Origin of the sequence: Streptomyces azureus (genome assembly GCF_001270025.1) — a bacterium.
Classification (GTDB): domain Bacteria; phylum Actinomycetota; class Actinomycetes; order Streptomycetales; family Streptomycetaceae; genus Streptomyces; species Streptomyces azureus.
Window position 1 is genome coordinate 57,350 of sequence record NZ_DF968392.1, and the last position, 17,864, is coordinate 75,213.

Genomic DNA, 17,864 nt, shown 5'->3' on the forward strand with positions numbered 1-17,864 from the left:
AGGCATTGGCGCCCGTGGGTTTCACCCCCCGCGGGCGCCGGCGCCGGTCCCCGTGATCTCGTACATCATCCGCCGGGCGATCGCGGCAGTGATCCTGCTGCTGGTCGTCACCGCGGTCACCTTCGGCATCTTCTTCCTGCTGCCGAGACTGGCCGGGCAGAGTCCCGACCAGCTGGCCGCCCAGTACATCGGAAAGAACCCCTCGCCCGAGGACATCCTGGCGGTCAAGCAGAACCTCGGGCTCGACAAGCCGGTCTACGAGCAGTACTGGGAGTTCATCAAGGGGATCGTCTCCGGCGCCACTTACAACCTCGGCCCCACCACGGCCAAGTGCGAAATGCCCTGCTTCGGCTACTCCTTCAAGAACCACATCGAGGTCTGGCCGCAGCTCGTGGACCGGCTGCCGGTGACCATCTCCCTGGCCGCGGGCGCCGCCGTGCTGTGGCTGCTGTCGGGTGTCGCCGCAGGTGTGATCTCCGCGCTCAAGCCGGGCTCGTTCTTCGACCGCGCCGCGATGGGCGTGGCCCTCGCCGGTGTGTCGCTCCCCATGTTCTTCACCGGCCAGCTGGCCCTGCTCGTCTTCAGCTATCAGCTGGACATCTTCGGGCGGACCTATGTGCCGTTCACCGAAAACCCGTCCCAGTGGGCCAACACCCTGTTCCTGCCGTGGTGTTCGCTGGCCCTGCTGTATTCCGCCATCTACGCACGGCTCACCCGGTCCGGCATGCTCGAAACCATGAACGAGGACTTCATCCGCACCGCACGGGCCAAGGGCCTGAAGGAGCGCAAGGTCGTCGTCAAGCACGGCCTGCGGGCGGCGCTCACGCCGATCGTGACGGTCTTCGGCATGGACATCGGCCTGCTGCTCGGCGGCGCGGTGATCACCGAGTCGGTGTTCTCCCTGCCCGGCATCGGCCAGTACGCCGTCCAGGCCATCACCGACAACGACCTGCCGCCGATCCTGGGCGTCACCCTGCTGGCGGCCTTCTTCGTCGTGCTCTGCAACCTGGTGGTGGACGTGCTGTACGCCACCGTCGACCCGCGGGTGAGGCTCTCGTGACCGAACTGACCAAGACCGGGGCCGCCGTGGGCGAGCCGACGAGCAGCGGGGAGGTCCCCCGGGCGTTCCTCGATGTGCGCGACCTCAAGGTGCACTTCCCGACCGACGACGGCCTGGTCAAGTCCGTCGACGGGCTCTCCTTCCAGCTGGAGAAGGGCCAGACCCTCGGCATAGTGGGCGAGTCCGGCTCCGGCAAGTCGGTGACCTCGCTGGCCATCATGGGCCTGCACCGCCTCGGCAACCGCGGCAAGAACGTGCGGATGTCCGGCGAGATCTGGCTCGACGGCAAGGAACTCGTCTCGGCGAGCCCCGACGAGGTGCGCCGGCTGCGCGGCCATGACATGGCGATGATCTTCCAGGACCCGCTGTCCGCGATGCACCCGTACTACACGGTCGGCAACCAGATCGTCGAGGCGTACCGGGTCCACCACGACGTCGACAAGAAGACCGCCCGCAGGCGCGCCGTCGAACTCCTCGACCGGGTCGGCATCCCCGAGCCCGACAAGCGCGTCAACAGCTACCCTCACGAGTTCTCCGGCGGTATGCGCCAGCGCGCCATGATCGCCATGGCGCTGGTCAACAACCCCGAGCTGCTGATCGCGGACGAGCCGACCACCGCGCTCGACGTGACCGTGCAGGCGCAGATCCTCGACCTGATCCGGGACCTGCAGAAGGAGTTCGGCTCCGCGGTCATCATCATCACGCACGACCTCGGCGTGGTCGCCGAGATCGCCGACGACATCCTCGTGATGTACGGCGGACGCTGCGTGGAACGCGGACCGGTCGACACGATCTTCTACCAGCCGCAGCACCCCTACACCTGGGGCCTGCTCGGCTCGATGCCGCGGATCGACCGTGAGCAGACCGACCGGCTCATCCCGGTCAAGGGCCAGCCGCCCAGCCTCATCAACGTCCCCTCGGGGTGCGCGTTCAACCCGCGCTGTCCGCACGCGGACGTCCCCAAGGGCGGGATCACCCGCACCGAGCGGCCCGAGCTGCGCGAGGTGGGTGGCAGGCACTTCACCGCCTGCCACCTGTCGCAGGAGGACCGCACCCGGATCTGGAACGAAGAGATTGCGCCGAAGCTGTGAGCGAGACCGATACCCGGGCAGGGACGACGGCCGTGACCGACGACGATGACAAACCGCTGCTCAAGGTCGAGGGACTGGTCAAGCACTTCCCCATCAAGAAGGGCCTGTTGCAGCGGCAGGTCGGGGCGGTCAAGGCCGTGGACGGCATCGACTTCGAGGTGCGCCGCGGTGAGACCCTCGGCGTCGTCGGCGAGTCCGGCTGCGGCAAGTCGACCATGGGCCGTCTCATCACCCGGCTGCTCGAACCCAGCGGCGGGAAGATCGAGTTCGACGGTACGGACATCACGCACCTCGGCACGAGCGGCATGCGCCCGTTCCGCCGCGACGTGCAGATGATCTTCCAGGATCCGTACGGATCGCTGAACCCCCGGCACACCATCGGCACCATCGTCTCGGCGCCGTTCAGGCTTCAGGGCGTGGAGCCCGAGGGTGGCGTCAAGCAGGAGGTCCAGCGCCTCCTGGAACTGGTGGGCCTGAGCCCCGAGCACTACAACCGCTACCCGCACGAGTTCTCCGGCGGCCAGCGCCAGCGCATCGGCATCGCCCGGGCACTGGCCCTGAAGCCGCGGATGGTCGTGGCCGACGAGCCGGTCTCCGCGCTCGACGTGTCGATCCAGGCGCAGGTCGTGAACCTGATGGACGACCTCCAGGACGAACTCGGCCTGACGTACGTGATCATCGCGCACGACCTGTCGGTCGTCCGGCACGTCTCGGACCGGATCGCGGTGATGTACCTCGGCAAGATCGTCGAGTTGGCCGACCGCGGCTCGCTGTACGCCAGTCCGATGCACCCGTACACCAAGGCCCTGCTGTCGGCGGTGCCGATCCCGGATCCGCGGCGCAGGGCGGCCAAGAGCGAGCGCATCCTGCTCAGGGGCGACGTACCCTCGCCGATCGCCCCGCCGAGCGGGTGCCGCTTCCACACCCGGTGCTGGAAGGCCACGCAGATCTGCAAGAGCACCGAGCCGCCGCTGATCGAGCTGCGGCCCGGCCAGCGCGTCGCCTGCCACCACCCGGAGAACTTCGAGGACCAGGCCCCGCAGGACACCGTTCTGCTGTCCGCCGCCAAGGAGGCGGCGGCACTGGTCGCCGACGAGGTGCTGGCCGAGTCGGCACAGACGTCGGCGGCGGTGGCGGCGGAGAAGGGACCGGAGTCCTCCCGGGAGGGTGCCGAGACGGAGGCGGAGGCCTCCGTGGAGGAAGCGGCAGATTCCGCCTCCAAGGAGCCCGGGGGCAAGTGACCCAGCCCTGCCAGAGCGCCTGTGCCTTGACAATTAAGGCCGAGGCGCTCTGGCAGGTAAAAATGTTCGGGTGCTCCAGCAACTGTTCAGCCCCTCCGTCCAGCACACGCTCGACCTGATCGGCATCTTCGTCTTCGCGATCTCCGGCGCCCTGCTGGCCGTGCGCAAGAACTTCGACGTGTTCGGCATCGCCGTGCTCGCCGAGGTCACGGCGCTGGGCGGCGGGCTCTTCCGTGACCTGGTCATCGGGGCCGTGCCGCCCGCCGCCTTCACGGACCTGGGGTACTTCCTCACCCCGCTGCTCGCCACGCTCCTCGTCTTCTTCCTGCACCCGCAGGTGGAGCGCATCCAGGTCGCCGTGAACGTCTTCGACGCGGCCGGCCTCGGACTGTTCTGCGTCGCCGGCACGATCAAGGCCTACGAGTACGGGCTCGGCCTGACCGCCTCCGCCGGGCTGGGTCTGACCACCGCGGTGGGCGGCGGTGTGCTGCGGGACGTCCTCGCCAACGAGGTGCCCTCGCTGCTGCGCTGGGACCGCGATCTGTACGCGGTCCCGGCGATCGTCGGCTCCGCCCTGGTCGCCCTGTGCATCCGCTACGACGTCCTGAACCCGCTCACCAGCGCCCTCGCGGTGGTCACCGCCTTCGTACTGCGCCTGCTCGCGATGCGGTTCCACTGGCGAGCTCCGCGGGCCTGGCACCGGCGGTCGACGGTGAGCGAGGAGGAGCAGCCCGTCCTGCCGTGACGTGGCCGCGGCCGGTCACCTCCGTCAGCCAGCGGAACGCCGGGACCACCTGCGGCCGCCACAGCGCCATGGTGTGACCGCCCGCGCTCCTCGGGATGTACACCACGTGCACGGTCGTCGGCGCCTTCGCGGCCTGTTCCAGGGCGACGGCCGCCTCGTAGCCGTCGTGCGGCTGGCCGGAGAGGTAGAGCGAGATGCGCGGCGGGACGGGCGCCTTGCGTAGCAGCAGGTAGGGGTTGTTCTCGGCCCGGAGGGTGGGGTTCTGTGCGGCGAGCGAGTCGCGTTCGCCGATCGGGTCGTCGTAGCCGGACAGGCTGACGGCGGCCCGGTAACGGTCGGGGTGGGCGACGGCGAGCTTGGCCGCGCAGTGCCCCCCGGCCGAGTAGCCGGCCACCGCCCAGCCCCGTGGGGCGGACTCGGCACGGAAGTTGTCCATGACCATCATCGGCACGTCGACGCTCAGCCAGGTGTCGGCGTTGACCGTGCCCGGGATGTTGGCGCAGCCGGTGTCCACCCCGGCCAGCAGATTGGTGCGCGGCGCCACCAGGATGAACGGGGCGACCTGCCCGTCCCGCATCAGCGGCTCCAGCTGCTCGTGCACGTGCAGTGAGCCGAACCAGGCCTTCGCCGAGCCGGGGTAGCCGGGCAGCAGCTCCACGACCGGGAACTTGTGGTGACGATAGGCAGGCTCGTCATACTGCGGCGGTAGCCAGACGTAGACCTCGGCGTTCACACCCGACACCCGGCCCTTGAGCTGGGTGACCCGTACCCCGCCGGCCGCGCGCGTGCCGGGCCCGGTGGCCGGCCGGAAGGTCTGGCGCACCTTCGGCAGCCGCTTCAGGGCGATGCCTCCGGTGCCGTCGGCGCCCAGGTCGGCCGCCTGCTGCACGTGGTCGCCGGTGCCGAGCAGGTCGGCCCAGTTGTCGTACAGGTTGTTGGCGTTGTTGACCAGCGTGAAGACCAGCGCCACGGCGGTTCCCTGGGCGAACAGCAGCATCAGCGCGCGCGTCGCGGTGCGCAGGGCGCGGGGACCGCGGACGCGCGACCACAGGGCGAGCGGCAGCGCCAGCGCGACGACCGACAGCGCGATCAGCGTGTAGAGGAACGGAGTCCCGGTGAGGCTCATGTCTCTTCAGAGGGACGGACGGCCCTTCGGGTTTACGGACGAGTGCGGACACTTACCGAGAAATTGCCGACGCCTCACCCAAGACGGAACCGACCAAAGCTACCGCTTAGTATTTAGTTCTTGTACTGTTCAGCCATGTCAGAAGCAGCCACCGCACCGGCCGCCCGGGCCACGATCGGCGACAGCGAGTTCGACCGCGACACCGCGCTCACCCGGCGCGCGCCCGGCGTCTACGACATCGACCTCTCCGCCGGCTGGACGATCATCAGCGCCGTCAACGGCGGTTATCTGCTGGCCGTCCTGGGCCGCGCGCTCGCGGACACCCTGCCGCACGCCGACCCCTTCACCATCTCGGCGCACTACCTCACCGCGTCCCAGCCCGGCCCGGCGGTCGTCCGCACGGACACCGTCCGCACCGGCCGGACCCTGTCGACGGGCCAGGCCTCCCTCTTCCAGTACGACGACGGGGGCCGCGAGGTGGAACGCATCCGCGTGCTCGCCTCCTACGGCGACCTGGACGCCCTGCCCGGCGACGTCCGTACGACGGCCAGGCCGCCCGCGATCCCGCCGCTGGAGCACTGCCTCGGCGCGGAGGACGGCCCGGCCCCGGTGCCCGGCAGTTCGGCCATCACCGACCGGCTGATGCTCAAGCTCGACCCGTCGACCCTGGGCTGGGCCCTCGGCAAGCCCTCCGGCAAGGGCGAGATGCGGGCCTGGTTCGGGCTCGCGGACGGCCGCGACCACGACCCGTTCTCCCTGCTGCTGGCGGTGGACGCCCTGCCGCCCACCGCCTTCGAGCTCGGGCTGAAGGGCTGGGTGCCCACCGTCGAGCTGACCGTGCACGTCCGCTGCCGCCCGGCGCCGGGCCCGCTGCGTGTGTCGATCACCACGCGCAACCTCGCCGGCGGCTTCCTGGAGGAGGACGCCGAGGTGTGGGACAGCGCCGACCGGCTGGTGGCGCAGTCCCGTCAGCTCGCCCGGGTCAGGCTCGGCTGAGCGGCTCGCGCCCCAGCCAGGCCGCCAGCCTGCCGTAGGCGTCGGCGCCCTCGGGGGCCGGCCGGGCCGTGGCGAACGGCGTGTTCTCGTCCCGCTGTTCGTCCGGCAGCATGCGCCGGGCGACGGTCAGCGCGAACTCGGCGAGCTCCGGGTCCAGTTCGCGCGGATGCCCCAGGGCCTCGGACAGGTCCCAGGTGTGGGTCACCGTCTCCAGGGCGTAGGCCGACAGGGCGGCCCGGCCGGGCATCTCGCCGAACGGCAGCCGCACCACCGTGTCCAGCAGGTCGTCGCCCGCCCAGGCCTTGACGGCCCGGGTCCTGGCCTCGTCGTACGCGGCCGTCCATCCGTCGTCCGGCACGCCCTCGACGAATGGCCGAACGGCGCTCGCGTCACTGCCCTCGGCGACGACGGCCACCCGGTGGGTCGCGCCGGTGAGATGGCTCAGCAGCGTGCGCACGTCGAACTCGGTACACGGCGTGGGGCCGTCGAGCTGCTCCGCGCGCACGGACCGGATGAGCTCGGCGGCCTGCTCCGCGGCGCGGCCGAACAGCGGACGGGGGTCGTTGGTCATGAAACTCCTCCTGAGTGCGTGGGCAGGACGAGCATGGCCGGAAAACCTGACAGCCGCCGTCAGCATTTGCCCGGGCTCCTCGCCCGCCACGATGCTGATGCCGTGAAGTCCGACCGCCTGCTGTCGATCCTGCTGCTCCTCCAGACCCGCGGCCGGGTCCCGGCACGCGAACTCGCCGAGCGGCTGGAGGTGTCGGTCCGCACCGTCTACCGCGATGTCGAGGCCCTGTCGGCCGCCGGCGTCCCGGTCTACGCCGAACGCGGCCGGCACGGCGGCATCGAACTGCTCGCCGGTTTCCGCACGGACGTCACGGGTCTGACCGCCGACGAGTCCCGCGCGCTGTTCGTCCTGGCCGCGCAGGGCGCGCATGCCGCCCTCGGCCTGGACACGGCGTTCGGCTCCGCCCTGCGCAAGGTGATGGCCGCGCTGCCGGCTCCGCACCGCCCGGCCGCCGAGACGGCCTCCCGACGCATCCTCGTCGACGCCACCCGCTGGCGCGGTGGGCCGCAACCGACCGTCGACCTGGGAGTGCTGAGGGACGCGGTCTTCGCCGACCGCAGGCTGAGGCTGCGCTACCGGCACAGCGGAGAGCGCCAGGTGCGCACGTACACCGTCGACCCGTACGGCCTCGTCGCCAAGGCGGGCGTCTGGTACCTGGTCGCCGACCGGCGGGCCGAACCCCGGCTCTTCCGGGCGGACCGGGTGCGCTCCGCCCGGCTCCTCGACGATCCCGTACGGCGGCGCCCGGGCGTCGAACTCGCCGACGCCTGGGAGGGCCTGCGACGCCAGGTCGAGGAACGCCCCGGCGGGTTGGACGTCACCGTCCGGGTGCGGCGAGACCGGCTCGACATGTTCCTGCGGCTGACGGCCTTCCTGCCGGCCGAGCTCCTCGACGACGACGGTGAGAGCGAATGGGCGACCGTGCGGCTGACGTACGGATTCCTCCCCGAGACCCGCCAACTGCTCGTGTTCGGCGACCAGGTGGAGGTCCTCTCGCCCCCTCAGGTGCGCGAGGAACTGGCCCGGGCGGCCGGTTCCGTCGCGGAGCTGTACCAGCGCTCGGGCGAAGCCCCGGCGTGAAATGCCTGGTCCGCGAGGTGCCTTGAGGGGCGCTTTGCCCTGCTGACAGGGCAGTCACAGGGCGGTCCCAGGGGACGCCTGAGCGGCGTTGGTCGAGTGTCCGCCTCAGGACTCCCTCATCTTCCCTGGAGTTGTCTCTCATGAAGCGTGTGCGTCTCGTTCCTGCCGTGGCCCTGCTGGCGCTCTCCCCCCTGGCCCTGATGGCCTGCGGTTCCGGCGACTCCTCGACGTCTTCGGGCAGCGGCGGAGGTTCCGGGCAGCGGCAGACCTGCCGGGCGCCGTCGGGGGCGCCGAGCGGTGCGCCGTCGGGTGCTCCCTCAGGGGCTCCGTCCGGCGCGCCGTCGGGTGCTGCGTCCGGCGGTGCCGAGCCGACGGGGACGCCGTCCGGGATGCCTTCGGGGATGCCCAGCGGGGCGCCGGGTGGCGGGCAGTGCGGCACCTGCGGGGGCCCGGGTGGTGGGGGCCAGGCCGCGGGCGGGCAGGGACAGCAGGCCAAGTAGGCGTACGCGAACGGGCCCGGGCACGACCGGGGCGGCGCGCTCGGCGAACGGGCGCGCCGCCCCGGTGCCGTTCCTGCCCTGTGGTCGGTCAGTCCAGCCAGTGATGGCGGCCCAGGCCGATCAGCCGCATCTGCCGGGTCGCCACCTGTGCGGCGTGCCGGGTCCGCTCCTCGCGCTCCTCCTCCGGCCCCTCCAGCGCCTCCAGGAAGAGCGACGCGGTGATCAGCATCTGGTCGACGTAGAGGTGCGCGAGCATCAGCAGGTCGTCCTCGGTCCAGCCCGCGGAGACCGGGTCCTTGGCCAGTTCGGCCTTGACCTCCTGGGCGAACCGGGCCAGCTGCTCCCGTATGGCCTCCCGTACCGGCTGGACTCCGCCATGTCGCTCACGGGCGATGAACCGGACATGTGCGGGGTACCCGTCGACGTGACGGGCGATCAGCTCGATGGCGCGCGTGATGCGCTCCTCGCCGTCGCCCGTCGTGGACACCGTCGTCCGGATCATCGGGTGCAGGCTGCCCAGCGCCTCCTCGACCAGGGCCACGCCCAGATCCGCCGTGGAGCGGAAATGGCGGTAGAAGGCCGTCGGGGCGACACCGACGGCGCGGGTGACCTCGCGCAGCCCCAGGCTGCTCAGACTCTGCTCCTCCAGCAGCCCGAGGGCGGCGTCCAGGAGCGCCTGCCGGGTCTTCTGCTTCTGGGCCTGCCGGATGCCGAGGGTGTGACTCATACCATGCAGTTAACAACTGTTCTCTGGAATTGGAAAGTCGTGGAACACGCTAGACTGGGAAGTCAGTGAACAACTGTAACTACAATCGTTCACCGAAACCCTGGGGGTTGTTTCCCGTGCTGTTCATCGTCGCCGCACTCCTGCTGCTGGGTGCCGTGCTGGGCACCGTGGCCCACGCGCCGCTCACCTTCTCCGTCGCCGCGGGCGCCGTCATCGCCGTCTGGCTCGGCATCTTCGCGCTCCGTGAGCGCCACGGCCGCCGGCGCCACACCCAGGCCCACTGACGCGGCACGCGCTCAACCGGCGACCACCACCGACCCGACACCGGGAGTCGATCACCATGCAGCTCACCGCTCCGGCCACGCGCCGCACCGGTATCCGCGACACCGACGGCATGGCCGTCGCGTCGTTCGTCCTGGGCCTGCTCGGCCTCCTCGTCCTGAACGTCTTTCTCGGCCCGATCGCCATCGTGCTGGCGAGCGTCGCCCTGTGGCGCGGCACCCAGCGCCGCGGCCGCGCGTTCCTGGGCCTGGGCCTCGGCGTCGCCGACCTGGTGGTCCTGGTGGCGTTCATGCAGGCGGACAGCACGATCTCGTGGAGCTTCTGAGCCGTTCGGGCAGTCGCCCGCCGACAGGCCGCGGCCGACCCGGGGGCGACGGGGCGCAGCCGCGCGGGAAAGCGGTTCACGCACTTTCCGGCTTCGGCCAACCTTGATCTGAGGACGGTCGACGGAGAGCCGTAGAATCGGGCTCACCATGGCTTACCTCGACCACGCCGCGACCACCCCGATGCTCCCGGAGGCGGCAGAGGCGCTCACCGCCCACCTGGGTGCCACCGGCAACGCGTCCTCCCTCCACGCATCCGGCCGGCAGGCCCGCCGCACCGTCGAGGAGGCTCGCGAGGCCCTCGCCGAAGCCCTCGGCGCCCGCCCCAGTGAGGTCGTCTTCACCTCGGGCGGCACGGAGGCCGACAACCTCGCCGTCAAGGGCCTTTACTGGTCACGCCGTGGCGCCGACCCGGCCCGCACCCGTGTCCTCGCAAGCCCCGTCGAGCACCACGCCGTCCTCGACGCCGTGCACTGGCTCGGCGAACACGAGGGCGCCACCATCGAGTACCTGCCGGTCGACGCCCACGGCCGCGTCCACCCGGACGCCCTGCGCGAGGCGATCGCCCGCGACCCCGACGACGTGGCCCTCGCCACCGTCATGTGGGCGAACAACGAGATCGGGACGATTCTGCCGGTCCGCGAACTCGCCGACGTGGCCGCCGAGTTCGGTGTCCCGCTGCACTCGGACGCCGTCCAGGCCTTCGGTCAGATCCCCGTGGACTTCGCCGCCTCCGGCCTCGCCGCGATGACGGTGTCGGGCCACAAGATCGGCGGGCCGTACGGCATCGGCGCGCTCATCCTCGGCCGCGAGCACACCCCCGTGCCCGTCCTGCACGGCGGCGGCCAGGAACGCCACGTCCGCTCCGGCACCCTCGACGTGCCCGCCATCGCCTCCTTCGCGGTCGCCGGGCGGCTGGCCGCCGAGCAGCGCGAGTGGTTCGCCCACGAGATCGGCGCCCTGCGCGACGCCCTCGTCACCGCGGTCCGTACGGCGGTGCCGGACGCCATCCTCGGCGGAGACCCGGACCCGGCGGGGCGCCTTCCGGCCAACGCGCACTTCACCTTCCCCGGTTGCGAGGGCGACTCCCTGCTGCTCCTGCTCGACGCCCAGGGCATCGAGTGCTCCACCGGCTCCGCCTGCACCGCCGGCGTCGCCCAGCCCAGCCACGTCCTCCTCGCCACCGGCACCGACCCGGACCTGGCCCGCGGCACCCTCCGCTTCTCCCTCGGCCACACCTCCACGGAGGCCGACATCGAGGCCCTGGCGAAGGCCATCGGGCCGGCCGTTGAGCGGGCGCGGGCGGCGGGACTTACGTAGGACCCGGCGCGAACCCGGGGCGCTCGGCGCTTGGCGTTGACCGGGGGCGCGCGGGACTCGGCGCGTGCCCTTGCCCGGAGAGGGGCCCGTGCGGTCACTCCGACGTGAATGTCGTCACGCAGGTCTTCGCCCTGCTCGCCGCCCTGATCCACATCGGCGTGGGGACGCAGGAGCGCTTCTTCTACCACCGCCCGGCGGTCCGGATCTTCCTCACCACGTCCACGGCGGACGCACCCGGGGTGACCCTGTGGCGGTCAGGGGCCGCCGTCTGCAACACCCTCCTCGGACTCGGGCTCGTCGCCGGGGTCGTGGCCCTGCACACCGGCGACACCACGGCCGCGCGCGCCCTGGTCGGCTACCTGTGCGGGTTCCTGATCGTGCCCGCCGTCCTCTTCGCGCTTTCGTTCCCCCGGCTGTGGCGCGGGGCGCTCGGCCAGGGGCTGGCCCCCGCCGTCGCGCTCGTCGCCGCCCAGTTCTGACCGGTCAGGCCGGCGCCGTACGCGCCTCACGCACCAGCCGCAGGTACCTGTCCCAGTCCCAGTGCGGCCCCGGGTCCGTGTGGTCCGTGCCCGGGACCTCCACGTGGCCGATGATGTGCTCGCGGTCGACGGGTATGCCGTAGCGCGCACAGATCCGGGCCGTGAGGCGGGCCGAGGCCTCGTACATCTCGTCCGTGAAGTCCTGCGGGCGGTCCACGAAGCCCGCGTGCTCGATGCCGACACTGCGCTCGTTGTAGTCGCGGTTGCCCGCGTGGTACGCCACGTCCAGCTCGCGGATCATCTGGGCGATGTGCCCGTCCCTGCGGACGATGTAGTGCGACGCCGCTCCGTGCGACGGGTTCTGGAAGGCCCGCACCGCGCTGTCGAAGCCGCCCTGGGTGACGTGGATGACCACCATGTCTATGCCGTAGTCGTCGGGACGGTCCGCGCGGCGCCAGTTCGCGTCTGACGCGGCCACCCAGCGCGCGCCCCCGTAGTCGACCTCGCCCTCCTTGCGCGGCTTCTCGACGCCGGGCACGCGCCACCACAGACGCGCCAGCTCGTCCCGGGCCAGCAGGGCGGAGCCCGTCGCGGCCACCGTGCCACCGATCAGCAGCGCGCGACGGCCGACCTTCCGGTCGCCGTCCTTCGAAGCCTTCCGCTGTCCCATGTGATCGCCAACGGATACCCGGCGGCCTTGGTTCCCGCGCCCCCGTACCCTGGAAGGGTTATGACTCACACCCCGCAGCGCTCCCGTCCCCTCCGCGTCCTGGCCGCCATGTCCGGCGGAGTCGACTCCGCCGTCGCCGCCGCCCGCGCGGCCGAGGCCGGCCACGACGTGACCGGCGTCCACCTCGCGCTCTCCGCCAACCCCCAATCCTTCCGCACGGGCGCGCGGGGCTGCTGCACCATCGAAGACTCGCGCGACGCCCGCCGCGCGGCGGACGTCATCGGCATCCCGTTCTACGTGTGGGACCTCGCCGACCGCTTCCGTGAGGACGTCGTCGAGGACTTCGTCGCCGAGTACGAGGCCGGCCGCACCCCCAACCCCTGCCTGCGCTGCAACGAGAAGATCAAGTTCGCGGCGCTGCTGGACAAGGCGCTGGCCCTGGGCTTCGACGCGGTCTGCACGGGCCACTACGCGCAGGTCGTCACCCTTCCCGACGGCACCCGCGAGCTGCACCGCGCCTCCGACATGGCCAAGGACCAGTCGTACGTCCTCGGCGTGCTGGACGAGAAGCAGCTCGCCCACGCGATGTTCCCGCTCGGCGACACGGTCACCACCAAGGACGAGATCCGCGCGGAGGCCGAGCGCAGGGGCCTGGCGGTGGCCAAGAAGCCCGACTCGCACGACATCTGCTTCATCGCCGACGGCGACACCCAGGGCTTCCTCGCGGACCGGCTCGGCAGGTCCGAGGGCGACATCGTCGACGAGTCCGGCAACCGGCTCGGCACGCACGAGGGCGCGTACGGCTTCACCATCGGCCAGCGCAAGGGCCTGCGCATCGGCACCCCGGCGCCCGACGGCAAGCCCCGCTACGTCCTCGACATCTCCCCGGTCACCAACACGGTCACGGTCGGCCCGGCCGACGCGCTGGACGTCAGCGCCCTGACCGCGATCAAGCCGCGCTGGTGCGGCGTCGCCCCCACCGGCCCGGGCACCTACACGGCCCAGCTCCGCGCCCACGGCGGCGAGACGGAGGTCACCGCCGAGCTGGTCGACGGCCGGCTGGAGGTGTCGTTCGCGGAGCCGGTCCGCGGCGTCGCCCCCGGCCAGGCGATCGTCCTGTACGACGGCACACGCGTGGTGGGCTCGGCGACGATCGCGTCGACCAGGCGGGCGACGGCGGGCGTGGCCTGACCCCGCGGGCGTCCGGGGCAGGCCGGTTCCACGCGCGCGTGCCCCCGTCCCTCTCGGCCCCGCGTGCTCAGCTCCGCGTGAAGAACTCCACCAGCACCGGCGCCATCACATTCGGCTCCACCATGTGCGTCTGGCCCTGGAGCGTGCGGTACGACCCGTCGGGGACGGAGTCCGCGATCGCCCGGGCCGCCTCGCGGAGCCAGGCCGGGCTCGCGTCGCCCGCGACCGCCAGGACGGGGACGTCGATCGAGGCCAGCCGGGCGCGCGGGACCCGGCCGTCGCGCATGACGGCGTCGTCGTAGGCGAGGCTGGGGGCGATCGCCTCCATGCCGGCCCACATGGGGGACTGGCGGGCGCCCTGGATCACCCCTTCGGCCAGGCCGGTCAGCCGCAGGAACAGCTCGACCGCGTCCCCGCGCCGTCCCTCGCCGAGCGCCTCCGTCAGACGCACGGTGTACTCCGCGCGCTCCCTGGCGCCCTCCTCGGACATCGCGAACGGCGTCTCGTAGACGGCGACGCGCCGCACCGGCAGGCCGCTCGCCGCCGCCTCCAGTGCCAGTGCCCCGCCCGACGAGATGCCGTACAGGAACGCCTCGCCGCCCACCGCCTCGATCACCGCCGCCAGGTCCTCGACCTCGCGCTCCACGGCGTACGGCGGCGTGTCCCCGCTGGCACCGCGGCCCCGGCGGTCGTACACGACGGCCTGGAAACGCTCCGAGAGCGACACGGCGAGCGGCGCCAGGGTGCCGCCCGTCGACATCGCGCCGCTCACCAGGACGACCGCGGGACCCCGGCCGGTGCTCTCGTAGGCGATGCGGGTGCCGTCACGCGAAAGGATGTTCTTGTCCATGTCTGTGCAGACTGCCGCACGGCACGGTGTTCATCGATGAGGCGGGCCGCGCGTCAGCCGATCACATCACTTCCACCTCGTAGAAGCACAGGTGGTCCTTGATCTCCGCCACGTCCGGCTTGGGCTCCGGATACGCCCAGACGAGGTCCGCGGCGTCCGGCAGCGACCAGTAGGACGCGGTGCCCTTGAACGGGCAGTACGTGCGCGTGCCGGACGGTGTCAGCAGGTCCAGGCGTACGTCCTCGGCCGGGATGTAGTAGCGCTCGGGACAGCCCGTCTCGCGCAGGACCAGCGGCCGGTCGCTCTCCGCCAGGACCTGCCCGGCGTAGACCACGCGTACGGGCCGGTCACTCTTCTTGATGGTGATGCGATGCCCGGTGGCCACGATCGCCCTCCTTTGGATAGCCGATGCCTAGGATCAGCGCACGTTGAAGCGGAGTTCTTCCCTCGCCGCAGGAGGCCACCCATGCCAGCCACGGAACCGGCCAGAAACCGCAGCGCCCTGGCCCACCAGGTCCGGTACGCCCTGCGCCACCCCGAGCGCGTGCCCGCGCACGCCCGGCGTGCGGTGCGGGACGCCTGGTTGCGGCTGCGGTACCGCGACGACCACATCGCGTACTACCGCGCCGTGATGGCCTCGGACGCGGCGCGCAGCGCGGAGGCGGCGGTGGGGCACAACCCCTCCCGCGAGGCGTGGCTGCGGATCGGGCGCATGCAGTTCGACTACCTGGTGGGGCACGGTCTCCAGCCGCACCACCGCATGCTGGAGATCGGCTGCGGCAACCTGCGCGCCGGGCGCCTGTTCATCGACTACCTCGACGCCGGGCACTACTACGGCATCGACATCTCGCCGCACATCCTGCTCGCCGCCCAGGACACCCTCGTGGCCGAGAAGCTCCAGCCCAAACTGCCCTACCTGGCGCTCGCCGACGACCTCGCCTTCGCCTTCCTGCCCGACGGGCACTTCGACGTCGTACACGCGCACAGCGTCTTCTCGCACTCGCCGCTGCACGTCATCGAGGAGTGCTTCGCCCACGTCGGCCGGATCCTCGCCCCCGGCGGGTTCTTCGACTTCACGTTCGACCGCACCGAGGGCGCGGAACACCAGGTGCTGCACGAGGACTTCTACTACCGGACGGCGACGCTGACGGAACTCGCCGCCAAGCACGGCCTGGACGCCCGGTTCATGGACGACTGGGAACAACTCCCGCACCGGCAGTCCAAAATGCGGGTCACCACGACGGCGGAGCGGGCCCGTACGGTGGGTCCATGAACATCTGTGTCTTCCTGTCCGCCGCCGACCTCGACGAGCGCTACACCCGTCCCGCGCGGGAGTTCGCCAAGCTGCTGGGCAAGGGCGGCCACACCCTCGTGTGGGGCGGCTCCGACGTCGGCCTCATGAAGGTGGTCGCCGACGGAGTGCAGGAGGCGGGCGGCCGGCTCGTCGGTGTCTCCGTGCAGTTCCTCTCGGCCAAGGCCCGCCCCGGCGTCGACGAGATGGTCGTCGCCCGTGACCTCGCCGAGCGCAAGAAGCTGCTCCTGGAGAAGGCCGACGCCGTGGTGATCATGGTCGGCGGCACCGGCACGCTCGACGAGGCGACCGAGATCCTGGAGCTGAAGAAGCACGGGCACACCGACAAGCCGGTCGTCCTGCTCAACACCGCCGGCTTCTACGACGGCCTGAAGGAGCAGTTCCGCCGCATGGAGGACGAGGGCTTCCTGCCCCGCCCGCTCAGCGACCTGGTGTTCTTCGCTGAGGAGCCGGTGGGGGCGCTGGCGTACCTGGAGGAGAGCCGGGGCATCGAGTGACCCCGGCCGCGGGGGAGTGCCAGGGCGTGGCGTGACGGCCCTCGCGTGATGCGAGCATGGCGGGCATGGCTACTCATGTGATCACCGGAGCCGGCTCCGGCATCGGCGCCGCCGTGGCCCGCCGTCTGCACGCGCGCGGGGACGACCTCGTGCTGCACGCGCGCGACGCGGGCCGCGCGAAGGAGCTGGCGGCCGAGTTCCCCGGGGCGAAGACCCTGGTCGGCGACCTGGCCGACCCCGACAGGCTCTCCTGGGCCTTCTCCCACCAGTCGCTGCCCGACCGCGTGGACTCACTGCTGCACATCGCCGGGGTCGTCGACCTCGGCCCGGTCGGCGAGCTCAGCCCGAAGACCTGGCGCCACCAGCTCAACGTCAACCTCGTCGCCCCGGCCGAGCTGACCCGCCACTTCCTGCCCCAGCTGCGCGCCGCCCGGGGCCACGTGGTCTTCGTCAACTCCGGCGCCGGCCTGAACGCCCACGCCGGCTGGTCCGCGTACGCCGCCTCCAAGCACGGCCTGAAGGCCCTCGCCGACTCCCTGCGTCACGAGGAGCACGGCAACGGCGTCCGCGTCACCTCGGTCTACCCCGGCCGCACGGCCAGCCCCATGCAGGCCAAGGTCCACCAGCAGGAGGGCAAGGAGTACGACGCGTCGAAATGGATCGACCCCGAGTCGGTCGCGACGACGATCCTGATGGCCCTGGACCTGCCGAGGGACGCCGAGGTCAACGACCTCACGGTACGACCGGGGAACTGACCGGCCGGGACGCTGCGTAGGCTGCTCCGGTGAGCGAAAACAGCCAGTTCAGGTTCGGTGCCGCCACGGGCGTCGGCTCCATGCCCGGAGGCGACGCCCGGGAAGCCGCCAGAACCGTCACCGGAACCTTCGAGGACTTCCCCTTCCTGCCCGAACTGCCCGCCCGCGGGCCCGGCGCGGACATGATCGGGCGAACCGCCGGCATGCTCGTCGAGCTGTACGCGCGCGTGGAGCCCAGCGGCTGGCGGCTCGGCGACCGCCCGGGACGGGACACCAAACGGGCCCGCTCCTGGCTCGGTCAGGACCTCGACGCGCTGGAGGAATTCACGCAGGAGTACCAGGGGCCGCTGAAGGTCCAGGCCGTCGGGCCGTGGACCCTCGCCGCCAACCTGGAGCTGCGAGGCGGCGAGGCCGCCCTCTCCGACCCCGGAGCCTGCCGCGACCTCGCCGCCTCCCTCGCCGAGGGGCTGCGTCTGCACCTCGCCGAGGTCCAGCGGCGGGTCCCCGGCGCGCAGCTCGTCCTCCAGCTCGACGAGCCGTCCCTCACCGCCGTCCTGCGCGGCCAGGTGAAGAGCGCCAGCGGCTACCGCACGCACCGGGCCGTCGACCGGCAGATCGTCGAGGGCGCGCTCCGCGACGTCGCCGCGGTGCACGCCGGCGGCCCGGTCGTCGTCCACTCCTGCGCACCGGACGTCCCGTTCGCCCTGCTGCGCCGGGCGGGCGCGGCGGCCGTCTCCTTCGACTTCTCCCTGCTCACCGAGCGTGACGACGAGGTGATCGGCGAGGCGGTGGAGGGCGGGACCCGGCTCTTCGCCGGTGTCGTCCCATCCGCGGAGGGCCCATTGTCAGACCCTGCCGGTAGCGTCATGGGTGTCAGGACGCTGTGGCGCAGGCTGGGGCTGTCACCGGGGCTTCTCGCGGAGGCGGTCACGGTCACCCCGGCGTGCGGACTCGCGGGGGTCTCCCCGGGGTACGCGCGCACGGCTCTCGCCCACTGCGTCCAGGCGGCGAGATCCCTCGCGGACAACCCAGAGTAACGGGAGGACGA

Annotated in this window: 21 protein-coding genes; 15 read left to right on the forward strand and 6 right to left on the reverse strand. The window is 71.7% G+C overall.

Annotation, left to right across the window (positions count from 1 at the left end; all coding sequences use genetic code 11):
- The first annotated feature begins 52 nt into the window (after positions 1-52).
- The 4 genes from AOQ53_RS32585 (at position 53) to AOQ53_RS32600 (ending at position 4,137) form a co-directional block, all read left to right on the forward strand.
- Positions 53-1,060 (forward strand): ABC transporter permease, encoded by a 1,008-nt coding sequence (locus AOQ53_RS32585; protein WP_059422738.1) that lies wholly within the window; start codon positions 53-55, stop codon positions 1,058-1,060.
- Positions 1,057-2,151: an ABC transporter ATP-binding protein gene (locus AOQ53_RS32590; protein WP_059422739.1), complete on the forward strand. Its 1,095-nt coding sequence runs from the start codon at positions 1,057-1,059 to the stop codon at positions 2,149-2,151. The genes AOQ53_RS32585 and AOQ53_RS32590 overlap by 4 nt, the downstream gene beginning before the upstream one ends.
- Positions 2,148-3,392, forward strand: a complete 1,245-nt coding sequence (locus AOQ53_RS32595) for an ABC transporter ATP-binding protein (RefSeq protein ID WP_059422741.1) — start codon at positions 2,148-2,150, stop codon at positions 3,390-3,392. The genes AOQ53_RS32590 and AOQ53_RS32595 overlap by 4 nt, the downstream gene beginning before the upstream one ends.
- 70 nt (positions 3,393-3,462) lie before the next feature.
- Positions 3,463-4,137 carry a trimeric intracellular cation channel family protein gene (locus AOQ53_RS32600; protein ID WP_059422743.1) on the forward strand — a complete coding sequence of 225 codons (675 nt, stop codon included), beginning with the start codon at positions 3,463-3,465 and terminating at the stop codon, positions 4,135-4,137.
- Here AOQ53_RS32600 and AOQ53_RS32605 read toward each other — a convergent pair.
- Positions 4,028-5,263 carry an alpha/beta hydrolase gene (locus tag AOQ53_RS32605; protein ID WP_059422745.1) on the reverse strand — a complete coding sequence of 412 codons (1,236 nt, stop codon included), beginning with the start codon at positions 5,261-5,263 and terminating at the stop codon, positions 4,028-4,030. The two genes, AOQ53_RS32600 and AOQ53_RS32605, sit on opposite strands and share 110 nt — an antisense overlap.
- Before the next feature lie 135 nt (positions 5,264-5,398).
- On the opposite strand from AOQ53_RS32605, the gene AOQ53_RS32610 reads away from it, so the two are divergent.
- The gene (locus AOQ53_RS32610; protein WP_059422748.1) at positions 5,399-6,259 is read left to right on the forward strand and encodes a thioesterase family protein; all 861 of its coding nucleotides are present in this window, start codon (positions 5,399-5,401) and stop codon (positions 6,257-6,259) included.
- Here AOQ53_RS32610 and AOQ53_RS32615 read toward each other — a convergent pair.
- Positions 6,246-6,830, reverse strand: a complete 585-nt coding sequence (locus AOQ53_RS32615) for a TIGR03086 family metal-binding protein (RefSeq protein WP_059422750.1) — start codon at positions 6,828-6,830, stop codon at positions 6,246-6,248. The two genes, AOQ53_RS32610 and AOQ53_RS32615, sit on opposite strands and share 14 nt — an antisense overlap.
- Before the next feature lie 102 nt (positions 6,831-6,932).
- Here AOQ53_RS32615 and AOQ53_RS32620 point away from each other — a divergent pair, with 102 nt between their 5' ends.
- On the forward strand, positions 6,933-7,910 hold the full coding sequence (locus tag AOQ53_RS32620) for a helix-turn-helix transcriptional regulator (RefSeq protein ID WP_059422752.1): 978 nt from the start codon (positions 6,933-6,935) through the stop codon (positions 7,908-7,910).
- A gap of 588 nt (positions 7,911-8,498) precedes the next feature.
- Here the strand turns inward: AOQ53_RS32620 and AOQ53_RS32625 are convergent.
- Entirely contained in the window at positions 8,499-9,137 is a 639-nt protein-coding gene (locus AOQ53_RS32625) for a TetR family transcriptional regulator (protein ID WP_059422753.1), read from the reverse strand.
- Between the two features lie 116 nt (positions 9,138-9,253).
- On the opposite strand from AOQ53_RS32625, the gene AOQ53_RS43180 reads away from it, so the two are divergent.
- The 4 genes from AOQ53_RS43180 to AOQ53_RS32640 all read left to right on the forward strand — a co-directional run bounded on the left by AOQ53_RS43180 (position 9,254) and on the right by AOQ53_RS32640 (position 11,541).
- Positions 9,254-9,421 (forward strand): hypothetical protein, encoded by a 168-nt coding sequence (locus AOQ53_RS43180; protein WP_099054738.1) that lies wholly within the window; start codon positions 9,254-9,256, stop codon positions 9,419-9,421.
- Between the two features lie 56 nt (positions 9,422-9,477).
- A complete protein-coding gene (locus tag AOQ53_RS32630) occupies positions 9,478-9,744 on the forward strand; it encodes a hypothetical protein (protein ID WP_059422755.1) in 267 nt (88 codons plus the stop codon).
- A 148-nt stretch (positions 9,745-9,892) separates the two neighbouring features.
- The gene (locus AOQ53_RS32635; protein WP_059422756.1) at positions 9,893-11,062 is read left to right on the forward strand and encodes a cysteine desulfurase family protein; all 1,170 of its coding nucleotides are present in this window, start codon (positions 9,893-9,895) and stop codon (positions 11,060-11,062) included.
- 104 nt (positions 11,063-11,166) lie between these two features.
- Positions 11,167-11,541, forward strand: a complete 375-nt coding sequence (locus tag AOQ53_RS32640) for a DUF1304 family protein (RefSeq protein ID WP_059422758.1) — start codon at positions 11,167-11,169, stop codon at positions 11,539-11,541.
- A gap of 4 nt (positions 11,542-11,545) precedes the next feature.
- Here AOQ53_RS32640 and AOQ53_RS32645 read toward each other — a convergent pair whose 3' ends face one another.
- Positions 11,546-12,211 (reverse strand): N-acetylmuramoyl-L-alanine amidase, encoded by a 666-nt coding sequence (locus AOQ53_RS32645; protein ID WP_059422760.1) that lies wholly within the window; start codon positions 12,209-12,211, stop codon positions 11,546-11,548.
- 60 nt (positions 12,212-12,271) lie between these two features.
- Between AOQ53_RS32645 and mnmA the strand changes: the two genes are divergently transcribed.
- Positions 12,272-13,402, forward strand: a complete 1,131-nt coding sequence (gene mnmA / locus AOQ53_RS32650) for a tRNA 2-thiouridine(34) synthase MnmA (RefSeq protein WP_059422761.1) — start codon at positions 12,272-12,274, stop codon at positions 13,400-13,402.
- A gap of 67 nt (positions 13,403-13,469) precedes the next feature.
- Here mnmA and AOQ53_RS32655 read toward each other — a convergent pair whose 3' ends face one another.
- Both AOQ53_RS32655 and AOQ53_RS32660 read right to left on the reverse strand, forming a co-directional pair.
- A complete protein-coding gene (locus AOQ53_RS32655; protein ID WP_059422762.1) occupies positions 13,470-14,252 on the reverse strand; it encodes an alpha/beta fold hydrolase in 783 nt (260 codons plus the stop codon).
- 61 nt (positions 14,253-14,313) lie between these two features.
- Positions 14,314-14,637, reverse strand: coding sequence for a DUF427 domain-containing protein (locus AOQ53_RS32660; protein WP_059422763.1), 324 nt, complete (start codon positions 14,635-14,637; stop codon positions 14,314-14,316).
- Positions 14,638-14,718: 81 nt separating this feature from the next.
- Here AOQ53_RS32660 and AOQ53_RS32665 point away from each other — a divergent pair, with 81 nt between their 5' ends.
- The 4 genes from AOQ53_RS32665 to AOQ53_RS32680 are packed head-to-tail and all read left to right on the forward strand — an operon-like array spanning position 14,719 to position 17,853.
- Entirely contained in the window at positions 14,719-15,525 is an 807-nt protein-coding gene (locus AOQ53_RS32665; protein ID WP_059422765.1) for a class I SAM-dependent methyltransferase, read from the forward strand.
- Positions 15,522-16,061, forward strand: coding sequence for an LOG family protein (locus AOQ53_RS32670; RefSeq protein ID WP_059422766.1), 540 nt, complete (start codon positions 15,522-15,524; stop codon positions 16,059-16,061). Before AOQ53_RS32665 ends, AOQ53_RS32670 begins: the two co-directional genes overlap by 4 nt.
- A 56-nt stretch (positions 16,062-16,117) precedes the next feature.
- Positions 16,118-16,816 (forward strand): SDR family oxidoreductase, encoded by a 699-nt coding sequence (locus AOQ53_RS32675; protein WP_059422768.1) that lies wholly within the window; start codon positions 16,118-16,120, stop codon positions 16,814-16,816.
- 29 nt (positions 16,817-16,845) lie between these two features.
- Positions 16,846-17,853 carry a methionine synthase gene (locus AOQ53_RS32680; RefSeq protein ID WP_236711898.1) on the forward strand — a complete coding sequence of 336 codons (1,008 nt, stop codon included), beginning with the start codon at positions 16,846-16,848 and terminating at the stop codon, positions 17,851-17,853.
- The last annotated feature ends 11 nt before the right edge of the window (positions 17,854-17,864 follow it).

Bases quoted from the DNA above. Each gene is read 5' to 3' on its own strand.
- AOQ53_RS32605 (WP_059422745.1), bottom strand. From the start codon at position 5,263: ATGAGCCTCACCGGGACTCCGTTCCTCTACACGCTGATCGCGCTGTCG.
- AOQ53_RS32610 (WP_059422748.1), top strand. From the start codon at position 5,399: ATGTCAGAAGCAGCCACCGCACCGGCCGCCCGGGCCACGATCGGCGAC.
- AOQ53_RS32615 (WP_059422750.1), bottom strand. From the start codon at position 6,830: ATGACCAACGACCCCCGTCCGCTGTTCGGCCGCGCCGCGGAGCAGGCC.
- AOQ53_RS32625 (WP_059422753.1), bottom strand. From the start codon at position 9,137: ATGAGTCACACCCTCGGCATCCGGCAGGCCCAGAAGCAGAAGACCCGG.
- AOQ53_RS32630 (WP_059422755.1), top strand. From the start codon at position 9,478: ATGCAGCTCACCGCTCCGGCCACGCGCCGCACCGGTATCCGCGACACC.
- AOQ53_RS32635 (WP_059422756.1), top strand. From the start codon at position 9,893: ATGGCTTACCTCGACCACGCCGCGACCACCCCGATGCTCCCGGAGGCG.
- AOQ53_RS32645 (WP_059422760.1), bottom strand. From the start codon at position 12,211: ATGGGACAGCGGAAGGCTTCGAAGGACGGCGACCGGAAGGTCGGCCGT.
- mnmA (WP_059422761.1), top strand. From the start codon at position 12,272: ATGACTCACACCCCGCAGCGCTCCCGTCCCCTCCGCGTCCTGGCCGCC.
- AOQ53_RS32655 (WP_059422762.1), bottom strand. From the start codon at position 14,252: ATGGACAAGAACATCCTTTCGCGTGACGGCACCCGCATCGCCTACGAG.
- AOQ53_RS32665 (WP_059422765.1), top strand. From the start codon at position 14,719: ATGCCAGCCACGGAACCGGCCAGAAACCGCAGCGCCCTGGCCCACCAG.
- AOQ53_RS32670 (WP_059422766.1), top strand. From the start codon at position 15,522: ATGAACATCTGTGTCTTCCTGTCCGCCGCCGACCTCGACGAGCGCTAC.
- AOQ53_RS32675 (WP_059422768.1), top strand. From the start codon at position 16,118: ATGGCGGGCATGGCTACTCATGTGATCACCGGAGCCGGCTCCGGCATC.